Genomic DNA, 18,883 nt, shown 5'->3' with positions numbered 1-18,883 from the left:
GACTTGATCCCCTCCGTCCCCTCTACTTTCAGGCTGCGTCGGGCTGGTTTTCCGGGCGCGCGCGGTCGAAGGCGTCCAGCGCCTGGCAGGCGGCCTCGATGCGGCGAAGGGTCGGGTACGGCGCAAGGTCCAGGCCGAAACGATGGGCGTTGTACAGCTGCGGCAGCAGGCAGAGGTCGGCCAGCCCGGGGCGGTCACCGTGGCAGAAGGTGCCGGTGTCACGGCTGTTGGCCAACAGCGCTTCCATCGCCGCAAAGCCCTCGGCAATCCAGTGCAGCGTCCACTGCGTGCGTGCATCGGCCGGCAGCTGCAGACTGCGCTCCAGGTACTGCATCACCCGCAGGTTGTTGATCGGGTGGATGTCGCAGGCCACCAGCTGGGCCAGTGCCCGCACCCGCGCACGGCCGGCGGCATCGGCCGGCAGCAGCGGCACCTGCGGGAAGCGCTCGTCCAGGTATTCGAGGATCGCCAGCGACTGGGTCAGCACATGCCCCTCGTGCAGCAGGGTCGGCACCAGCTGCTGCGGATTGAGCCTGCGATAGGCGTCCAGGTGTTGTTCGCCGCCGTCGCGCACCAAATGCACCGGCCGCGCCTCCCAGGCCAAGCCCTTCAGCTCCAGACCGATGCGCACGCGGTAGGCGGCGCTGGATCGCCAGTAGGTGTACAGCACGATGCCGTCGTCGACCGGAATCTCCATGGCCGCCTCCATGCTCAGGGCCTGGCGGCCTGTTCGATGCGCTGCTCGATCGCACCGAAAATGCTGTTACCGGCGGCATCGAGCATCTCGATGCGGACCACGTCGCCGAACGACATGAACGGCGTGCTCGGCTTGCCGTCGCGCAGGGTTTCGACCACGCGCTGCTCGGCGAAGCACGACGCACCCTTGCTGGTGTCTTCATTGGCGATGGTGCCCGAGCCGATGATGGTGCCGGCGCCCAACGGACGGGTCTTGGCCGCATGCGCGACCAACTGGGCGAAATTGAACTGCATGTCCACGCCCGCTTCCGGCGCACCGAACCACTTGCCGTTGATGTGGGTCAGCAGCGGCAGGTGCACCTTGCTGTCCTGCCACGCAGCGCCCAGTTCGTCGGGGGTGACGAACACCGGCGACAGCGCCGAGCGCGGCTTGGACTGCAGGAAGCCGAAGCCCTTGGCCAGCTCGCCCGGAATCAGGTTGCGCAGCGACACATCGTTGACCAGGCCGACCAGCTGGATGTGGCCCGCCGCCTGTTCGGGGGTGGCCGCCATCGGCACGTCGTCGGTGATCACCACGATCTCCGCTTCCAGGTCGATACCGTAGTCCTCGCTGACCACCTTGACCGCATCGCGCGGGCCGTAGAAGCCGGCGCTGGTAGCCTGGTACATCAGCGGATCGGTGTAGAAGCTCTCCGGCACCTCGGCGCCACGGGCACGGCGCACACGCTCGACGTGCGGCAGGTAGGCACTGCCGTCGACGAATTCATAGGCGCGCGGCATCGGCGCGGCCAGGGCCTGCGGGTCGAGGTCGAACACGCCGTCGGCATCGCCGGCATTGAGCGATTCGTACAGGGCGTTCAGGCGCGGCGCGATGTGGCTCCAGTCTTCCAGAGCCTGCTGCAGGGTGGCGGCAATGCCGGTGGCGCGCACGCCGTGGCGCAGGTCACGCGAGACGACGATCAGGGTGCCGTCGCGGCCGCCTTCCTTCAAAGAACCAAGCTTCATGGGTGGGTGTCCGGAGTCGTGGGCAAACAAGTTTCAAGTGTAATCAAATCTGCGGCGACGCCAAGCTGCAGCGCGGCATCGGCCCACCCTACCGTAGTGGGGGGTTCGGCAGGGCTTGCAGCCCTGCACATGCTCAATGCAACAGCAACGGCAACGTCAAAAGCGGCTCTGGCTTTCTGCTGGTTGGGCGGGCCGGTGTGGGCCGGCAGGGCACGCCGTAAACCCGTCCATGGGGGCTCGATGGCGCCATCCATGGCGCCAACGGTCCTGCCCACCCACACCGCCCCACCCCCGACAGGTTCCCAATGACTGATCGAACATCCACATCATTCATCGTCGAGATCCGTCGGACACCGAAATTGATCGAATGAGATTCGACAGATCGCGGAAAACTGTCGAAGGCGGGGTGGTCCGGTGACAGGGGCGTGAGCCGCATGGGCCCGAGGCATGCCTCGTGCGGGTTGGGCAGGACGCCCAACCCCGGTCTTGCCGTGTGCGCAGGACTGCGCACACGAGCAAGCGGCGACCGAGCTTACATGGACGTACTTGCAGCGCCCCCTGCCACCGGACCCACCCCGCCTCCCAAAGGAACCCGGCCTTTGACGTTGCTTCAGCCTCTGCGGGTGCAGGGCGCAGCCCTGCAGAGAGAACCCCTACCTGAACAGGTCTTTTTGCGTGAAGTCTCAAACATCGTTTAGACTTGCGCGGTCTGCAGCGGCCGTCCGTTTCCCTCCGGGATCGCCGGCGACCTGGGTCCGCCCTCTTCGCCCGCCCCCACTCCGACGCCGTTCGTCACGCATTCCAGCCTGCGCTTCGTGCCGGCTGCACCCAATTCTCGCAGCGCGGTTCACGGGAACGCTCCGAGTCAGCCGATCAGTTTGATCTGCCCCCGTCTGTCCGTTCGGACAGGCGTTTCTTGTACTTGGAGCAAACTCAATGTCTTTTGAATCGCTGGGCCTGGCGCCCTTCCTGCTGCGTGCGCTTGCCGAGCAGGGCTACGAAAACCCGACCCCGATCCAGCAGCAGGCGATCCCGCTGGCACTGGCCGGTCGTGACCTGCTGGCCGGCGCACAGACCGGCACCGGCAAGACCGCCGCCTTCGGCCTGCCGCTGCTGCAGCACCTGGGCACCGCCTCGCAGGAAGTGCGCAGCGGCCCGCGCAAGCCGCGCGCGCTGATCCTGGCCCCGACCCGCGAACTGGCCACCCAGGTGCACGACAGCCTGCGCGGCTACAGCAAGTACCTGCGCATTCCCAGCGCCTGTATCTACGGCGGCGTCGGCATGGGCAACCAGCTGGACATCCTGCGCCGTGGCGTGGACCTGCTGGTGGCCTGCCCGGGCCGCCTGATCGACCACCTGGAGCGTCGCAGCATCGACCTGTCCGGCATTGAACTGCTGGTGCTGGACGAAGCCGACCGCATGCTCGACATGGGCTTCCTGCCGTCGATCAAGCGCATCCTGGCCAAGCTGCCGAAGCAGAACCGGCAGACCCTGCTGTTCTCGGCCACCTTCGAGGACAACATCCGCCAGCTGGCGCTGGAGTTCATGCGCAACCCGGAACAGATCCAGGTGACGCCGAAGAACACCGTGGCCGAAACCATCACCCACCGCGTGCACCCGGTCGATGCCGGTCGCAAGCGCGACCTGCTGCTGCACCTGCTGGCGCAGGACAGCCGCGAGCAGACCCTGGTGTTCGCCCGCACCAAGCACGGCAGCGACAAGCTGGCCTCGTTCCTGGAAAAGTCGGGCATCAAGACCGCGGCGATCCACGGCAACAAGAGCCAGGGGCAGCGCCTGCGTGCACTGGGTGACTTCAAGGCCGGCCGCGTGACCGTGCTGGTGGCGACCGATATCGCTGCGCGCGGCATCGACATCAACGAGCTGCCGAAGGTGATCAACTTCGACCTGCCGATGGTGGCCGAGGACTACGTGCACCGCATCGGCCGTACCGGCCGCAACGGCGCGACCGGCCAGGCGATTTCGCTGGTGGCACAGGATGAAGTGAAGCTGCTGCGTGCGATCGTGCGCCTGCTGGGCCGCGACATGGACATCCGCGATGTACCGGGCTTCGAGCTGCAGGTGCCGATCCGCTGGGGCAACAGTGCGCCGGGCAAGGCCGAGCACGATACGGGCGAGCGCGCACCGCGCAAGAGCCATGCGCGCCGTCCTCACGGTGATGCACCGCGCCATGCGCATGCGGGCCCGAAGAAGGCCGGCGGTGGCCGCCGCGAAGGCGGTGGCAATGGCCAGCAGCGTGCAGGTGCCGGCCAGGGCCAGCGCCGTGGTGGTGGCGGCAATGGTGGCGGCCGCGGTCGTGGCCAGGGTGGCGGCGGTGGTCGCGCTGGCTGATCCCAGCTGACATCGAGGGTGCTTCCCGCTGCGCGGAGGCTATCGAGGCACGGCGCTGACGCGCCGTCCTTTTTTGTTGCGGGCTACCGGGTGATAAAGCACGCGGTGGCAGTACCGAGGGCGAATGGGCATGGGGGCAGCGCAGAACACGCTGTAAATACGTCCATGTAAGCTCGATGGCGCCATCCATGGCGCCAACGGTTCTGCGCTGCCCCCATGCCCATCCGCTTCAAGCATTGCCTGCGCCTTCTTCTCCCGCCGGGTAGCCGGGAGAAGAAAGATCAAATTCAAATTCAAATTCAAAGGCAAAAGCCGAAGTCGCAATTCCTGGCTTTGCTTTTGCTTTTGCTTTTGCTTTTGCCCTTGCTCCCGCCTTGGGGTCTGATGCGTCCGCGCCCGCAGGAAACTGTCGAGGGGAGGCCGGGCGGGCTGCGCAGGACCGTGAGGCGCATGGATGCGCCGATCGAGCTTACATGGACGTATTTACAGCGTGTCCTGCGCAGCCCGCCCGGCCTCCCCCACACGCGTCAACAAAGGCGCGCAAACCCTCAACCCCGCGCTTTACTCGGATTCACCAGATTCCCGAAGAAGATCGCGTTGATCAGCAGTCGGTCCGTTCCGTGCCAGTACTTGCGGTGTGCCGGGTCATCGGCAAACAGCACCACGTTGCCCTGCCCCTGCGCCGACACCAGCAGCCATGCACTGCCCGCCACCCGCGTGCGGTTGCGCTCGGACAGATAGCCATTCACCCGCGGCGGCGTGTCGATGCGCACCACCGTGGAGAACGGGTTCGCGCTCGGCTGCAGCGTCACCGAGTTCTCCTTGTTGATCGCCAGCTGCCGGCGCGGCACGCCGAACGCCAACGGATGGCTGGTATCCACGTCGGCACTGAGGATGTTGCCGCTGACCCGCTCGATCGCAGCGATGTCGCGCTGATCGCCGAACGCACGGCGGCTTTCGTCAGCAGCGTCTTCTTCCTTGCCGAGCTCTTCGCCGTCGGCCAGCTTCTGCTCGATCGCCCACTTCGAGGCACTGCCGTAGGTCACCAGTGAACCTCCGGCCTGCACCCAGCGCTTCAGTGCAGCCACCGCCGTGGCATCGACGCCCGTGTAGGTGCCACCGGACAGCACGATCGTGGTGTAGCGGTCCAGCGGCACCTTGCCCAGCTGCTGCGGATCCAGCTTGCTGGCTGGCAACTGCAGCTGCTGGTCGAGCAGGAACCACGCCGATCCGATTTCGGTGGCGGCCACGCCCTCGCCCATCACCAGTGCCACCGCAGGCTTGCGCAGCGCCTTGACGCCGTCACTGCCGAGGTCGATGCCTTCGCGGCTGCGGCCGCTGGACAGCGCGTGGACCTGTACGCCCGCCTCGCGCGCGGCCGATGTCACTGTCTCGAGCAGCGCCGCGCCCTGCAGCGATTGCCCGGCAACCGGAATGACCAGGCTGCCGGCGGCGAAGCTGATGTCGCCCTGCGCGGTCGCGGTGGTGAACGGCTGGAATGCCGCGCGTGCATTCACGCCCTTGCCCTGCAGCGCGGCCAGCGCGCGCCCGGCGTTGTAGTCGCGCCAGTCGATGGCGTAGGCGAATCCGGCCTCGCCGCCCAGCACCGCGCCCTGTTCCGCCGGCAGCGCGGTTACGCGCGCACCGCCTTCGATGCGGCTGCGGCTGCCCGCGAAGGCCACACCGTAGGCCGGTGCGATCGCATAGCTAGTGCTGCCGTAGAACACATCACCCTTGATCGGCGGCGTCTCGGCAAAGATCGAATGCACCAGGCGGAACTGCGCCTGCTGCACCGGCACCACGTAGGCGCTGCCGGCATCGAAGCGCTGCCCATCGACAGTGACTGCACGGTCCAGTGCGCGCACCTCGATCCGGTGCAGCAGCAGCAGTTCCAGCAGGCGACGGGTCAGGGCCGGATCATGCGCATCGCCGAACACGAAGCTTTTCACAGGCTGCTGCGCAGCCTGCTTCAGCGCGCTCTGGAAGAACTGCTTCTGCAGGTCGAACAGGCCGCTGCGCTCGGTCACCGCGCCACGCACCGTGCCCAGCCCGGTGGCGACCTGGTTGCGGATGGTGAAGGGGAAGGTCAGCAGGCCATTCACCGATTCCTGCACGCGGCCGCGCGAGCTGGCCTGCTCGACGGTAACGCCGACAGCGCCATGGAAATCCGGATAGGTGGAACCGTACACCGGCGAGAAGTTGTCGAAATTCTCGCCGGTGTAGTACAGCGACCCCAGCGCATCCAGCGCCTGCGCGTGGTACTTGGCGAGGGTCTTGTTGAATTCATACGACGCCGCCGGAATCAGCGGACTGTGCATGCTCTTCGGCGAGGGCTCGAAGTAGTAGGTGCTGTCCTTGCCCATTTCGTGGAAGTCGATCTGCACGTTCGGGTACCACTGGTGGAACACCTCCACCTTCGGCCGTGAGTCCTGCTGGGTCAGGGCCAGCCAGTCGCGGTTGAGATCGGTGAAGTAGTGGTTGGTACGACCCTGCGGGAACGGCTCGACGTGTTCCTTGTCGGCGGGGTCGGCAGAAGCTGGGTCGGAGGCCCAGGCGTTGTGCCAGTTGGCAGCACGGTCACGACCATCCGGATTCTGCGCCGGATCGAACAGCACCACCGCCTGCTGCAGCCATTGCTGGGTTTCTGCGCTGCGGTTGGCCACCAGGTAGTACGCCGTCAGCATCGCTGCCTCGGCACTGGAGGTCTCGTTGCCGTGGACGCTGTAGCCCAGCCACACCACCACCGGGCTGTCACCGGCGGCGCTGCGCGGCTGCGCCGGATCGGCCAGGGTCGCGTGCTGCTGGCGGATCTGTTCCAGCCGCGCATGATTGCCTGCAGCGGTGACGGTGGCGATCAACAGCGGGCGGCCTTCATAGCTGCGGCCGATCTCGCGCACGCTGATCTTGTCCGAGCGTTTCGCCAGTTCCTGGAAGTACGCCACCAGCTGGTCGTGCCGGGTGTAACGGCTGCCGATCGGGTAGCCGAGGAACTGCTCCGGCGTCGGCACCGCTGCATCGAACGCCGCCGCGTTGGTGACCTGCGGAAAGAAGTACGCGCTCTGTGCCCGCGCCGGCTGCGGCGAGGACAGGGCGGTGGCGGCGGCAAGCAGCAACGGAAGAACGGCACGGCGATGCAAGGACACGGTGACTCCCCTGGAACACAACGGCAGACGATCGCGCGGCCGGTCCCCTCAGGTGACCGGCCGCGGCGGATGGATCAGAAGCGGTAATCGAAGCCCAGCGTGAAGTAGCGGCCACGCAGGTCGTACTGGCTGAAGTCGTACGGCGCGCGGATGCCCGGGAACGAGGCGTCGTACGGCGGCGTCTTGTCGGCCAGGTTCTGCACCTTGGCATACACGGTCAGCTTGTCGATGCCGGTGTAGGCCAGGTACAGGTCGTACTGACTGTAGCTGCCGACGCGCTGCTGCACGGCTTTGGCGGCGGTGCTGGCCTCCTGGCGGTAGCTGCTGGTGTAGTACCAGGTCACGGCTGCGTTGAAATCACCGTACTTCCAGTCCAGCGTGGTGGTGGCCTTGTCCTTGGGCAGGGTCGCGCCCAGGTTGCTGCCGGCGTAGTCGACCAGCGGCCCACCGACCACGGTGGGGCGACGGTAGTCGCGCACGTGGGTGTAGGCCGAGGACACGGTGAAGTCACCCAGCGCCGCGGTCGGGATGCGCTGGCGCAGCTCGACATCGATGCCCGAGGTCTTCAGCTCGCTCAGGTTCTGGTAGCGGTTGTAGACCGCCTGCAGCTTGCCACGCTCATCGCGCTGCACGGCGCCGGCCACGTTGTCGTTGACCAGGGTCTGGGTGTTGTTGGTGCCGACCAGGTTGTCCAGCTGGATGCGGTAGTAGTCCACGCTCAGGTTGGTGTTGGCCCACGGCGACAGCACCACACCGAAGTTGACGCTCCTGGTGCGCTCCGGCTTCAGTTCGTTGTTGCCGACGGTGAAGAAGGTGGGGTTCTGGCGCGAGCCCGGCACGTCCGGATCACGCGGGTCGACCACGCTGCCGTAGGCGATGCTGGTGCTGTTGGAGTTTTCCGACAGCGACGGTGCACGGAAGCCCTTCGACGCCGACGCACGCACCAGCAGGACATCCAGCGGCTGCCAGCGCAGGCCGATCTTCGGCGAGAACGCATCGCCGAAATCATCGTAGTGATCAGCGCGCGCGGCGGCGGACAGCTCCAGCGTCGAGGCCAGCGGCACGTTCACTTCGGCGTAGGCCGCACTGACCTGGCGCTTGCCGTGTACTTCGGCAATGGCCGGGCGCACCTGCAGGCCGGCATCGATCTGCCACGGGTTGTTGGAGTCGAGCTTTTCGCGGCGCCACTCGGCACCCGCAGCGAAGCCGATCTCGCCGGCCCAGGTATGGCCCAGGCTGCCGGAAATCTTCGCATCGATACCCTGCAGCTTGGATTCGGCCGGACGCAGCGTGGCGATGTTGATCGAATCGCGCACCGACTGCGGCGTGGCCGCCGGGTTGAGCAGGTTGTAGCTGCCCGTGGCCAGCGCGTCGGCCAGCGCCCAGCGGTTGGCGAAGCCACCGGACACGCTCTCGCGCTCGCTGCTGCGTGCACCGAACGCGGCCACTTCCCAGTCCCACGACGCGGTGGTGCCACGCAGGCCGAACACGCCGCGGTAGGCAGTGGAACGGTTGGTCTTGATCGTGCCGCCCAGGTCGAAGAAGGTGTACTCGATCGGGATCGCGCGGCCGTACGGGTTGTACGGATTGTTGGCCGGCAGCAGCGACGACACCGGCTCTGCCAGGCCGCTATTCGCGTTCAGTGCGAAGCGGCCGCTCTCCAGGGTGAAGAACGGGCTGCTGCCGAACCACGCGGCACTCTTGATCTGGCTGTACAGCACTTCGCCGAACGCTTCGACGTTGTCGTTCAGGCGGAACGTACCGTTGGCGTAGGCCTGGTAGCGCTTGGTCGAGGGGATCAGCGTGGTGAACGGTGCCTGGTTGAAGCCGCAGGTGTCGCCGGCCAGGCCGTCGATCGGTGCGCTGGCGACGCGGGTGGTGCCGGTCGGGCAGTTACCGTTGGCATCGAGCATCGGCACCGAGACGCCGTTGACCAGGTAGCGCGCGCCCTTGGCCGACCAGCCGTTCCAGCGGCCACCCGGCTTGTCGGTGTAGATGCCACTCCTGGTCAGGTTGCGCTCGTCCTGGTCCAGGCGCTCACGGTTGTACCCCTGCAGGCTGAAGAGGATGTTGTAGCCATCGGTGTCGAGATCACCGAGGCCGCCGACGAACTTCAGGTTCTGCTCGTGCAGGCCGCCCTGGTCGGCACCGCCGAAGCTGCCGCCGATCTCGGCGCCTTCGAAGTTCTGCCGGGTGATGATGTTGACCACGCCGGCCACGGCGTCGGAGCCGTACACCGCCGAGGCGCCGTCCTTGAGCACCTCAATGCGCTCGACCGCGACCAGCGGCAGCGCATTGAGATCGACGAAGGTGTCGGACAGGCCACCGGCCGGGAAGCCGTAGTTGGCCAGGCGACGGCCGTTGAGCAGCACCAGCGTGTTTTTCTGCGACAGGCCACGCAGGCCGATGCCGGCCGAGCCGGACGCCCAACCATTGTTGGTGGTTTCGTTGCTGGCGTTGCCGGTGTTGGCCGAGATCGAACGCAGCACATCGGCCACGGTGGCCTTGCCGGTCTGTTCCAACTGTTGGCGGCCGATCACCTGCACCGGGTTGGAGGCCTCGGTATCGGTGCGCTTGATGTTGGAACCGGTGACGCGCACGGCGGCCAGGGTACTGGCTTCGCCACTGGCATCGGCGGAGGTTTCGGCGGCGGCGGACAAAGGCGCGGCCAGAGCGACGGCCAGGGCCGCCACGAGCAGGGTGTGCTTGGGCATGACGATGTGGGGGAGGTGGAAAGGGCGACGTAGTTCCGCAGTAGTCCATGCCTGGCCGGGGTCCGGCCAATAACATCTCTTCATACGGATATAAGAGAAATTATCATCTCTTCATCCGGATGGAAAGAGTTACTTCACGAAAGCCCAACATCCGCTCAGGATGGCCGGCCACCTGCGGCGTACAATCGCGCCATGGAAATCTTCAAAGTCTTCATGCTCGAGGCGGCGCACCGCCTCCCCAACGTGCCGCCGGGGCACAAGTGCGCGCGCCTGCATGGCCACTCGTTCCGGGTGGAACTGAAGGTCGAGGGCGAGCCGGGGGCGCAGACCGGCTGGATCATGGACTTCGGCGACGTGAAGGCGGCCTTCCAGCCGATCTACGACCGCCTGGACCATCACTACCTCAATGACATCCCCGGCCTGGAGAACCCGACCAGCGAGAACCTGGCGGTGTGGATCTGGAACGAACTCAAGCCCAGCCTGCCGGCGCTGAGCGAGATCATCGTGCACGAAACCTGCACCTCCGGCTGTCGCTACCGCGGCCCGACGGCCTGATCAACCCATTGATCTGAAAGGTGTTTCAAAGGCGCCTTGGGCGCCTTTGTTATTTTTGTTGCATTGCCGCATCAACGGCGTATGCTGCAATGCATCAAGCCACTCCCTGATGCCCCATGGCCGCCGCCTTCAGCGATCGCTTCAGTGATGCCACCCGCCAGCTCGCCGCCGCGGCAACGCGCGCGAACCGGTTGGCGTTGGAGAACGCGGAAAGCATGTTCGGCGTGCAGCTGAAGGCGATGGAGCGCAACCTGACCGCGACCGGCGGCTGGCTGGGCGAACTGGCCCGCAGCGACGACGCGGCCGGGATGCTCAACAAGGGCGCACAGCTGTGGCAGGACAACCTGCAGCGGCTGGGTCAGGCCCAGCAGGACGTGGTCGGTCTCGGCCTGCAGGCCGGCAAGGCCTGGTCCGAACTGGTGCAGCGCTACAACGAATCAACGGCGGACGCGAGCAACCACTGACGCGACGCAACGCTCATTGCGTGGGTCCCTCCCCCCACGCAATCCGGACCCGGCAGATCCCTCCCTCTGCCGGGTCTTTTTTTGCCTGGCGTCTGCATTGAAGAGCGCTTCCTCGTCTGGATTCGCCGCGAACTGAAGGGCCCCGCCGGGGCAGGCAGGGGCCTGGGCAAATGTCCCCCGGCGCCGGCCGTTGGCCGTCACCTCCTCCTTTACTTTGCCCAAACCCCTGCCCGCCCCGACGAGGCTCGGCGTGCGGTGAGGAAAGCGCAGCACGCGCGGCCGCTTTCAAGGAAGCGCCGACAAACTCCGAACGCCGTGCGGATGCCCTTGCGTACGAAGTAAAGGGGGAGGTGACGGCCAACGGCCGGCGCCGGAGGACATTCGTACGCAAGGGCATCCGCACGGCGCCACGCAGAATGAATCCGCCACACGCGTGTCTTCGTCCCGATTCCCCGCGAACTGACGGGCCCCGCCGAGACAAGCAGGGGCCTGGGCAAATGTCCCCCGGCGCCGGCCGTTGGCCGTCACCTCCTCCTTTACTTTGCCCAAACCCCTGCCCGCCCCGACGAGGCTCGGCTTGCGGCAGGAAAGGAAAAGCGCAGCGCTCGCGGCGCCTTTCAACGAGGCGTCGACGAAGTCCGAACGCAGGGCGTAGGCCCTTGCGTACGAAGTAAAGGGGGAGGTGACGGCCAACGGCCGGCGCCGGAGGACATTCGTACGCAAGGGCCTACGCCCTGCGCCACGCAGAACAAACCGCGAAGGAATCTCAACGCCCGCGATTGACGTGCCAGTGCTGGTGCCACGCCTGGAACATCAACACGTTCCACAGGTGCGTGTGCCACTTGCGTTCGCCACGCAGGAACGCTTCCCGGATGCCGCGCACGCGTGCCGCATCGAAGCAGCCCTGGTTGCGCAGCAGCTGCGGGTCCAGCAGTGCCTCCGCCCAGTCGCGCAGCGGGCCCGCCAACCAGCGCGCCATCGGCGGTCCGAAGCCGCGCTTGGGGCGATACACCAGCGGCTCGGGCAGGTAGCGCGCGAGCAGGTGCTTGAGGATCCGCTTGTGCTCCCCATCGTGGTACTTCAGGTGCTGCGGCAGGCGCCAGGCCAACCGCACCACCTCCATGTCCAGCAGCGGCGCGCGCGTCTCCACGCCCGCCGCCATGCCCGCGCGATCGACCTTGGCGAGGATGCCCTCCGCCAGATCCATGCGGAAATCCAGCAGCTGGATGCGGGCCTCGGCCGGCAGCGCCGTGTCCTGCTGCTGGAAGATCGTCATCGGCTCGCGTGCACCCAGCACCACCTGCGCCGGCTGCCGCCAGCGCGTCACGCGCTGCAGGTAGTGACCTTCCACGTCGTTGGCGGCGACTTCCGCCACCAGTGCGCGCCAGCCGCCCAGGCGGCCGCGCTCGACATTCATGCGGTTGCCACTGCGCCGCGCCAGATCACGCACCCAGTCTGGCAGGCCACCGCACAGGCGCGCATTGCGCAGCGCGCGGCCATAGCTGGGGTGGCCGAAGAACAGTTCATCGCCACCGTCGCCGGTGAGGGCCACCGGCTTGCGCGCGCCCAGCAGTTCACTGGCCAGCAGGGTCGGCAGCTGCGAGGCATCGGCGAACGGTTCGCACCAGACCTGCGGCAGCCGCTGCAGCAGATCCAGGCCTTGTCGCGCATCCATGCGGTGCAGGTGGTGCTGCACGCCCAGATGCCGCGCGACCTGCGAGGCCCAATCGCTCTCGTCATGGCCGGGATCGTCGAAGCCAACCGTCCACGCTTCGATCGGTAGCGTCGACTGTGCCTGCATCATCGCCGTCACCAGCGAGGAATCGGTGCCGCCGGACAGGAACGCACCGCAGGCCAGCGGCGAATGCATGCGTGCGGCGATGGCCTTCTGCAACGCAGTTTCCAGCTGGTCGGTCGCCTGCTCCAGGCTCGGCGCCGGCAGCAGCGGTTCCTGCAGTGCGCTCTGCATCGCATCGCGTGCGCACCAGTAGCGTGAACCACCCTGTGCGGCCTGGCTGGAGCCGCCAGCCGCATGGTCATTCAGATCGATGCGCAGCATCGCGCCTGCCACCAGCTTGTGGATGCCGCGGTAGATGGTGTGCGGTGCCGGCACGTAGTCATGGCGCAGCAGCAGGCTCAGCGCATCCTGATCGATGCTCGGGGCGAAACCGGCAAAGGCCTGGAGTGCCTTCATTTCCGAGGCGAACAGGAACCGGCCCTGGTACCAGCCGTAGTACAGCGGCCGCTCGCCAACCGGGTCGCGGGCCAGCCACAGTTCGCGCGACTCGCGGTCCCATACGCTGAAACCGAACGCGCCCTCGATGCGGGAAAGCGCCCGTTCCACGCCCCATTCGATGATCGCCTGCAGCAGCAGCCGCGCATCGCTGCAGCTGCGTGGCAGATCGCGCAGCTGCGACTGCAGGTCGGCCCGGTTGTACAACCGGCCATCCAGGCACAGCACGTAACGGCCACAGTCCGAACTCAGGGGCTGCAACGGCGTATCGGTTGGCGCCCGGCAGTGGCCCAGCGCCAGGCCGGCCTCGGCGTCGGTCCAGTAGCCGATGCGCCCCCGGCCGCGCTGCTGAAGGGCGCGCAGCATTGGCGCCAGCTGCTGCAGCAGGTGTTCGTCCTCGGCGGGCGGCAGCCAGGCCCCGACCACGCCGCTCATCGGGCACCTCCGCAGCGGCAGCGGCGGGACGGGTTCAGCAGGCAGGCGGCGGCGGCGGGCGACATGGGAGCGACACGCGGAGCGGAGGAGACTCCATGCTCGGCCCGCCCCCGGCCCTGCGTCAGTCGCTTTGCTGTCAGCGATGGTCACCGTGCGTATCACGAAGGTAACGTTTTGTAACAGCATCAGGCTATGCTGGACGCCAAGTTGTTGCCAGGCCTGAGGCCCGGCCCGTGCGCCAGCAACCCCGGCTGAATGGCGCCCGCCCCCGGGACCCGGGCGGCCCGAAGGCTGGGATAGCATCGCCGCGCTCGTGCCGTGGCGGTACGTGTGCGTCCACGGAGGCCTTGAAAATGCTGGATATCGTACTGGTCGAAGACGATGCCCGCCTGGGTACGATGGTCAGCGACTATCTGCAGCGGCATGGCTACCAGGTAGCCCACGAGCGCAGCGGTGAGCGTGCGGTGGCCCGGATCCTGGCCGACAAGCCCGCCCTGGTCCTGCTCGATGTCGGCCTGCCCGACCAGGATGGTTTCGAAGTGTGTCGGCAGATCCGCCCCCACTATGACGGCATCATCTGCGTGCTGACCGCCCGCACCGACAACATCGACCAGGTGCTGGGACTGGAACTGGGCGCCGATGATTACATCGGCAAGCCGATCGAACCACGGGTGCTGCTGGCCCGCCTGCGCGCCCACCTGCGCCGTCACCGCCGGGTCGAACCACGCGACGGCAGCCTCCGCTTCGGCGAGCTGAGCATCGATCCGTCCACCCGCAACGTGCAACTGCAGGGCGCGCTGCTGGAGCTCACCACTGCCGAGTTCGACCTGCTGTTCCTGCTGGCCAGCAATGCTGGCCAGATCCTGGACCGCGATGCGCTGCTGCGCGGCCTGCGCGGGATCGCCTTCGACGGTCTGGACCGTTCAATCGATGCCCGCATCTCGCGCCTGCGCCGCAAGCTGGGCGACAACCCGGAGCAGCCGGAACGGATCAAGACCGTGCGCGGCCGCGGCTACCTGTTCAGCCGCTCGGCATGGGGATGAAGCGTACGCCCTCGGCGATGCGCGGCCACGCCTTCCACTTCCTCCGCTACGGCATCGGCTTCCTGGTTGCCCATCTGTTGCTGATCGTGCTGGGACTGTGGGCCTGGGATGCGCTGCTGGAAGACCGCACCGAAGCCGGACTGCAGGCCGAAATGCGTGGCACCCATGCCCTGCTGCAGCACCGCTTCGCCGAAACCCCCCGCGAGCAGTGGCCGACGCTGGCGCGCGAACTGGACGCCGACTTCGCCTATGCCCTGCGCATGGTGCCGTTGGCAGAGGCGATGAAGGCGCTGCCGGCCAGCCAGCGCCCCCCCTTCAGCAACGGCCGGGTGCAGATCGACCTGGAGCACATGCGCAGCCTGCAGCGGATCGGCGACAGCGACTACGCGGTGATGCTTGGGCCGTTGGACGAAGCGCTGCCTGACGAGGGCTGGCAGGACAGCGAAGTGTCAGGCGTGGCGATCCTGCTGCTGATCCTGATGGTGGCCGTGGCGCTGCCGATGTACGTGATGGTCTACCGCCTGTGGCGCGACGTCTCGCAGCTGGCACAGGCCGCCCGGCAGATGCGCGACGGACAGCTGGACACGCGCGCCCCGCGCGCCGGCACAGCGCTGGTACGGCCGCTGGCCAATGCCTTCAATCACATGGCCGAGCAGCTGCAGCAGTTGCTGGAAAGCCAGCGCGTGCTGGCCCAGGCAGTGGCGCACGAAGTCCGCACGCCGCTGGCGCGGATGCGTTTCGGCCTGGCCGACCTGGAGGACACCGCGCTGGACGAGATCCAGCGTGATGCCTTGGGCGGCCTGCGCACTGATGTCGATCGGCTGCAGCACCTCACCGATGCCGGCGTCGAGTACGCCGCGCTCGGCCGCTGCCATCAGCTGACCCGCCAGCGCCTGCAGCTGGCGGCACTGGTACGTGGCGTGGTGGCCCAGTTCGCACCGCTGCCGATGCCGGTACAGCAGATGCTGTCGCCGGCGGGCCTGGTCAACGTCAACCGGCACATGCTGGAACTGGCATTGCGCAATCTGCTCGGCAATGCCCTGCGCTATGCGCGGCGGCAGATCCGTATCGCCAGCACGGTCAACGACGGCTGGCTGTGCCTGCAGGTGGAGGACGATGGCCCCGGCATCGCACCCGAACTGCGCGGCCAGGTGCTGCAACCCTATGTGCGGCTGGATCCGGGTAGCCCCGGTTTCGGCCTCGGACTGGCGCTGGTGCAGGTGGTGGCCGACAAGCATGGCGGCCAGGTCGAAGTAACCGATTCGGAGCTGGGTGGTGCCTGCATCCGACTGCACCTGCCGTTGGAAAGCGGCGCTGCCGTGGAGTGCGATGCGGCCTGCTAGACCGCTGGTTCCGCACGCGGCAACGCAAACGCGAACAACGCGCCGCGCTCGCTGTCACGCAGTTCGATGCGACGGCCGTGCAACTGCACGATGCGCTGCACGATCAGCAGGCCCAACCCGCCGTTCTCTCCACGTCGCGCGCCCAGCGCGGCCGGTGCCTGGAACAGCTGCGTGCGCAGTGCAGGGGCAACACCAGGTCCATCATCGGCCACGCTCACCTCCACGCTGTCCGGCGTCGCGCGCAGGCACACCTCGATCCGCCCACCGTCGGGCGCATGCCGCAGCGCGTTGTCGAGCAGGTTGGTCAGCACCCGCTCGACCAGGCCCAGATCGGCGCGCACCAGCGGCAGGCCGGGCGGGAAGTCCGCGTGCAGGTACTGGTTGCGAGCCTGCGCCGCCAGCTCGAATTTCTGCAGCACGTCCTGCAGCAGCTCCGGCAATGCGAACACCTCCCACTCCAGGCGCACTTCGCCATGTTCCAGCCGCGCCAGCTCGAACAGCGCACGCGCAAGCCGGCCAACCTTGGCGCTCTGCGCCAGCGCGATACCGAGGTAGCGGCGGCGCTCGTCCGGCGACAGCGTGGCGTCCTTCAGCGCCAGCGTTTCCAGATAGCCGTGCAGCGACGACAACGGCGTGCGCAGGTCGTGCGAGATGTTGGCGACCAGCTCGCGGCGCTGCAGGTCCTGCTGGCGCAGCTGCTGCCACTGCTCGCCGAGCCGCTGCGCCATCTGCGCGTGTGCGTGTTCGAGGATCACCAGCTCGTCGCGCTCACCGGGACGCAGCGGCTCCGGCGGCGGCAATGGCGTGGGTGCGTCGATGTCAAAGGCCTGGATGCGCCGGGTCAGCCGCCGCAGCGGGCGCGTCACCCAGTAGAAGGCCACCAGCCCGGCCAGCAGGCCCAGGCTGCCGACAAGCATCACCGACCACAGCGTGGTGTTCCACTGGCTGCCGGCGGCAAGGTCGTCGGACAGCATCTGACGGTGTTCGCCGACCAGCACCACGTACACATAACCGGCCTGGCGACCCTGCACGATCAGCGGCGCGGCACTGAACACCTTGCGGCCATCCGCGCTGCGCGGGTCATCGCCCAGGATCGGCAACGGTGCACCGGCCAGCAGCCGGCGCAGCGGTGCCACGTCCACCCGGTTGCGCACCAGATGGCCTGTTGGCGCATCGTGGCCGAGGATGCGGCCCTGGTCGTCCAGCAGGTAGACCTCGACGCTGGGGTTGACCGCCATCAGCTGGCCGAACAGCGCGCGCACGGCGGCGTCACGCATGCCGCTGGTGTCCATCAGTTCGCTGCGCTGGGCAATGTGCTCGGCCAGGCCCAGCGACAACCGCTGCACCACTTCCTGCTCGTGGCGGGTGTTGGCGCGCATCTGCAGCGCCAGCAACGCCATGCAGCACATCAGCATCAGCGCAGCGATCACCGCCGCCAGCTTCTGCCACAGGTTCGGCTTGATCATGCCGCCGCCCCGGCAGGATCGACCAGCTTGTAGCCACGGCCCCACACCGTCAGCAGCCGCCGTGGATTGGCCGGGTCCGGCTCGATCTTGCTGCGCAGGCGATTGATGTGGGTGTTGACCGTGTGCTCGTAGCCATCGTGCTGGTAGCCCCAGACCTGGTTGAGCAGCTCCATGCGCGCGAACACCTGGTCCGGATGACGGGCGAAGAACAGCAGCAGGTCGAACTCGCGCGGGGTCAGCTCCAGCGCATTGCCATCCACCGACGCGGTGCGCGCGACCGGGTCCAGCTGCAGACCACCCAGCTCGATCGCGCCGGCATCGATGCGCGCGCTCTGCGCCATCGCCTCGGCCCGGCGCAGCAGCGCACGCACGCGGGCCACCAGTTCCGGCATTGAGAAGGGCTTCGCCAGGTAATCATCCGCACCCAGTTCCAGGCCGACGATGCGCTGCGTTTCGCTGCCACGCGCACTGATGATGATGATCGGCACATAGCGCGCCATCGCGCGTGCACGCTGGCACACCTGCAGGCCGTCCACGCCGGGCAGCATCACGTCCAGCACCAGCGCATCCCATGGCCCTTCCTGCTCGAGCAGGCGCAGGCCGGCATCGCCGCTGGCGGCATGGGCGACGTCGTAGCCCTCATCGCCCAGATGCATCCGCAGCAGGTCGGCGATGTGGGCATCGTCTTCAACGATCAGCACGCGTTTGGTGGACATCGGCAGCTCGGGGCCAGTGGGGAGGCTGGCTGCATTGTGGCGCGGGATGGACGCCGATACCTCACGAAAAATTGAATCCTGCGTGAGGATTCGTTGACCCGGGCGGGCGCAGCATGGCCCCGTCGCCCCTTCCCGGAGTCCGCCATGTCCCTTACCCGACGCCATCTGCTGGGCCTGGGCGGTGTTGCCACCGCCGCCGGCCTGCTCGGCCTGGGGGCCTGCAGCCGTGCCGCCCCGGCCGCCGCTGAAGCGCGCCCGTCGCGACAGTTCGAGGTCATGCGCAGCGATGCCGACTGGCGCCAGCGCCTGACCCCGGCGCAGTACGCAGTGCTGCGCCAGCAGGCGACCGAGCGCCCGTACAGCAGCCCGCTCAACAAGGAACACCGGCAGGGCACGTTTGCCTGCGCCGGCTGTGCGCTGCCGCTGTTCTCCTCCTCCACCAAGTTCGAGAGCGGCACCGGCTGGCCCAGCTTCTGGGCGCCACTGCACAACGCCATCGGCGAAGACCGCGACGTCACCTTCGGCATGCTGCGGGTGGAGGTGCACTGCCGTCGCTGCGGTGGCCACCTCGGCCATGTGTTCAACGACGGGCCCCGCCCAACCGGACTTCGCTACTGCATGAACGGCGCGGCGATGGTGTTCGTTCCCGGTGCCGCTGAGGGCGGTACCGCCGATGGCTGGCGGGTGCCGGTCGGTTCTTCCCCTGCTTCCGGAGCCTGAC

The 18,883-nt window shown here is 67.4% G+C and carries 13 protein-coding genes; 6 read left to right on the top strand and 7 right to left on the bottom strand.

What is annotated here, in order from left to right:
* Window positions 1-28: 28 nt before the first annotated feature.
* Both maiA and CKW06_RS02805 read right to left on the bottom strand, forming a co-directional pair.
* Window positions 29-697: a maleylacetoacetate isomerase gene (gene maiA, locus CKW06_RS02810; protein WP_024957360.1), complete on the bottom strand. Its 669-nt coding sequence runs from the start codon at window positions 695-697 to the stop codon at window positions 29-31.
* A 14-nt stretch (window positions 698-711) separates the two neighbouring features.
* Complete coding sequence (locus CKW06_RS02805) at window positions 712-1,701, bottom strand: fumarylacetoacetate hydrolase family protein (protein WP_024957361.1); 990 nt, start codon at window positions 1,699-1,701, stop codon at window positions 712-714.
* A 936-nt stretch (window positions 1,702-2,637) separates the two neighbouring features.
* Between CKW06_RS02805 and CKW06_RS02800 the strand changes: the two genes are divergently transcribed.
* Complete coding sequence (locus CKW06_RS02800; protein WP_005412154.1) at window positions 2,638-4,050, top strand: DEAD/DEAH box helicase; 1,413 nt, start codon at window positions 2,638-2,640, stop codon at window positions 4,048-4,050.
* 548 nt (window positions 4,051-4,598) lie between these two features.
* On the opposite strand, the gene CKW06_RS02795 is transcribed toward CKW06_RS02800, so the two are convergent.
* Together CKW06_RS02795 and CKW06_RS02790 are read right to left on the bottom strand one after the other, a co-directional pair.
* Window positions 4,599-7,193: a M14 family zinc carboxypeptidase gene (locus CKW06_RS02795; protein WP_024957080.1), complete on the bottom strand. Its 2,595-nt coding sequence runs from the start codon at window positions 7,191-7,193 to the stop codon at window positions 4,599-4,601.
* A gap of 74 nt (window positions 7,194-7,267) precedes the next feature.
* Window positions 7,268-9,907: a TonB-dependent receptor plug domain-containing protein gene (locus tag CKW06_RS02790; protein WP_024957081.1), complete on the bottom strand. Its 2,640-nt coding sequence runs from the start codon at window positions 9,905-9,907 to the stop codon at window positions 7,268-7,270.
* Window positions 9,908-10,099: 192 nt separating this feature from the next.
* Between CKW06_RS02790 and queD the strand changes: the two genes are divergently transcribed.
* Both queD and CKW06_RS02780 read left to right on the top strand, forming a co-directional pair.
* On the top strand, window positions 10,100-10,462 hold the full coding sequence (gene queD, locus CKW06_RS02785; protein WP_024957082.1) for a 6-carboxytetrahydropterin synthase QueD: 363 nt from the start codon (window positions 10,100-10,102) through the stop codon (window positions 10,460-10,462).
* A gap of 116 nt (window positions 10,463-10,578) precedes the next feature.
* Entirely contained in the window at window positions 10,579-10,926 is a 348-nt protein-coding gene (locus CKW06_RS02780) for a phasin family protein (RefSeq protein ID WP_024957083.1), read from the top strand.
* A gap of 766 nt (window positions 10,927-11,692) precedes the next feature.
* Here the strand turns inward: CKW06_RS02780 and asnB are convergent.
* A complete protein-coding gene (gene asnB / locus CKW06_RS02775; protein ID WP_024957084.1) occupies window positions 11,693-13,594 on the bottom strand; it encodes an asparagine synthase (glutamine-hydrolyzing) in 1,902 nt (633 codons plus the stop codon).
* A 353-nt stretch (window positions 13,595-13,947) separates the two neighbouring features.
* Between asnB and CKW06_RS02770 the strand changes: the two genes are divergently transcribed.
* Together CKW06_RS02770 and CKW06_RS02765 are read left to right on the top strand one after the other, a co-directional pair.
* Entirely contained in the window at window positions 13,948-14,637 is a 690-nt protein-coding gene (locus tag CKW06_RS02770) for a winged helix-turn-helix domain-containing protein (protein WP_024957085.1), read from the top strand.
* Window positions 14,634-15,980 (top strand): ATP-binding protein, encoded by a 1,347-nt coding sequence (locus CKW06_RS02765; protein WP_005412150.1) that lies wholly within the window; start codon window positions 14,634-14,636, stop codon window positions 15,978-15,980. Before CKW06_RS02770 ends, CKW06_RS02765 begins: the two co-directional genes overlap by 4 nt.
* Here CKW06_RS02765 and CKW06_RS02760 read toward each other — a convergent pair.
* Both CKW06_RS02760 and CKW06_RS02755 read right to left on the bottom strand, forming a co-directional pair.
* The gene (locus CKW06_RS02760; protein ID WP_024957086.1) at window positions 15,977-17,446 is read right to left on the bottom strand and encodes a sensor histidine kinase; all 1,470 of its coding nucleotides are present in this window, start codon (window positions 17,444-17,446) and stop codon (window positions 15,977-15,979) included. The genes CKW06_RS02765 and CKW06_RS02760 overlap by 4 nt on opposite strands.
* On the bottom strand, window positions 17,443-18,162 hold the full coding sequence (locus tag CKW06_RS02755; protein ID WP_005407947.1) for a response regulator transcription factor: 720 nt from the start codon (window positions 18,160-18,162) through the stop codon (window positions 17,443-17,445). Before CKW06_RS02755 ends, CKW06_RS02760 begins: the two co-directional genes overlap by 4 nt.
* 144 nt (window positions 18,163-18,306) lie before the next feature.
* Here CKW06_RS02755 and msrB point away from each other — a divergent pair, with 144 nt between their 5' ends.
* Window positions 18,307-18,882, top strand: coding sequence for a peptide-methionine (R)-S-oxide reductase MsrB (gene msrB, locus CKW06_RS02750; RefSeq protein WP_005407946.1), 576 nt, complete (start codon window positions 18,307-18,309; stop codon window positions 18,880-18,882).
* The last annotated feature ends 1 nt before the right edge of the window (window position 18,883 follow it).

It is taken from the genome of Stenotrophomonas maltophilia, from assembly GCF_900186865.1.
GTDB classification, from domain to species: Bacteria; Pseudomonadota; Gammaproteobacteria; order Xanthomonadales; family Xanthomonadaceae; genus Stenotrophomonas; species Stenotrophomonas maltophilia.
The sequence above is the reverse complement of the archived record's forward strand: the minus strand, read 5'-3'. Positions and strand labels throughout refer to the sequence as shown.

Excerpts from the sequence above, each read along its gene's own strand:
- maiA (WP_024957360.1), bottom strand. The coding sequence starts at position 697 with ATGGAGATTCCGGTCGACGACGGCATCGTGCTGTACACCTACTGGCGA.
- CKW06_RS02805 (WP_024957361.1), bottom strand. The coding sequence starts at position 1,701 with ATGAAGCTTGGTTCTTTGAAGGAAGGCGGCCGCGACGGCACCCTGATC.
- CKW06_RS02800 (WP_005412154.1), top strand. The coding sequence starts at position 2,638 with ATGTCTTTTGAATCGCTGGGCCTGGCGCCCTTCCTGCTGCGTGCGCTT.
- CKW06_RS02790 (WP_024957081.1), bottom strand. The coding sequence starts at position 9,907 with ATGCCCAAGCACACCCTGCTCGTGGCGGCCCTGGCCGTCGCTCTGGCC.
- queD (WP_024957082.1), top strand. The coding sequence starts at position 10,100 with ATGGAAATCTTCAAAGTCTTCATGCTCGAGGCGGCGCACCGCCTCCCC.
- CKW06_RS02780 (WP_024957083.1), top strand. The coding sequence starts at position 10,579 with ATGGCCGCCGCCTTCAGCGATCGCTTCAGTGATGCCACCCGCCAGCTC.
- asnB (WP_024957084.1), bottom strand. The coding sequence starts at position 13,594 with ATGAGCGGCGTGGTCGGGGCCTGGCTGCCGCCCGCCGAGGACGAACAC.
- CKW06_RS02770 (WP_024957085.1), top strand. The coding sequence starts at position 13,948 with ATGCTGGATATCGTACTGGTCGAAGACGATGCCCGCCTGGGTACGATG.
- CKW06_RS02765 (WP_005412150.1), top strand. The coding sequence starts at position 14,634 with ATGAAGCGTACGCCCTCGGCGATGCGCGGCCACGCCTTCCACTTCCTC.
- CKW06_RS02760 (WP_024957086.1), bottom strand. The coding sequence starts at position 17,446 with ATGATCAAGCCGAACCTGTGGCAGAAGCTGGCGGCGGTGATCGCTGCG.
- CKW06_RS02755 (WP_005407947.1), bottom strand. The coding sequence starts at position 18,162 with ATGTCCACCAAACGCGTGCTGATCGTTGAAGACGATGCCCACATCGCC.
- msrB (WP_005407946.1), top strand. The coding sequence starts at position 18,307 with ATGTCCCTTACCCGACGCCATCTGCTGGGCCTGGGCGGTGTTGCCACC.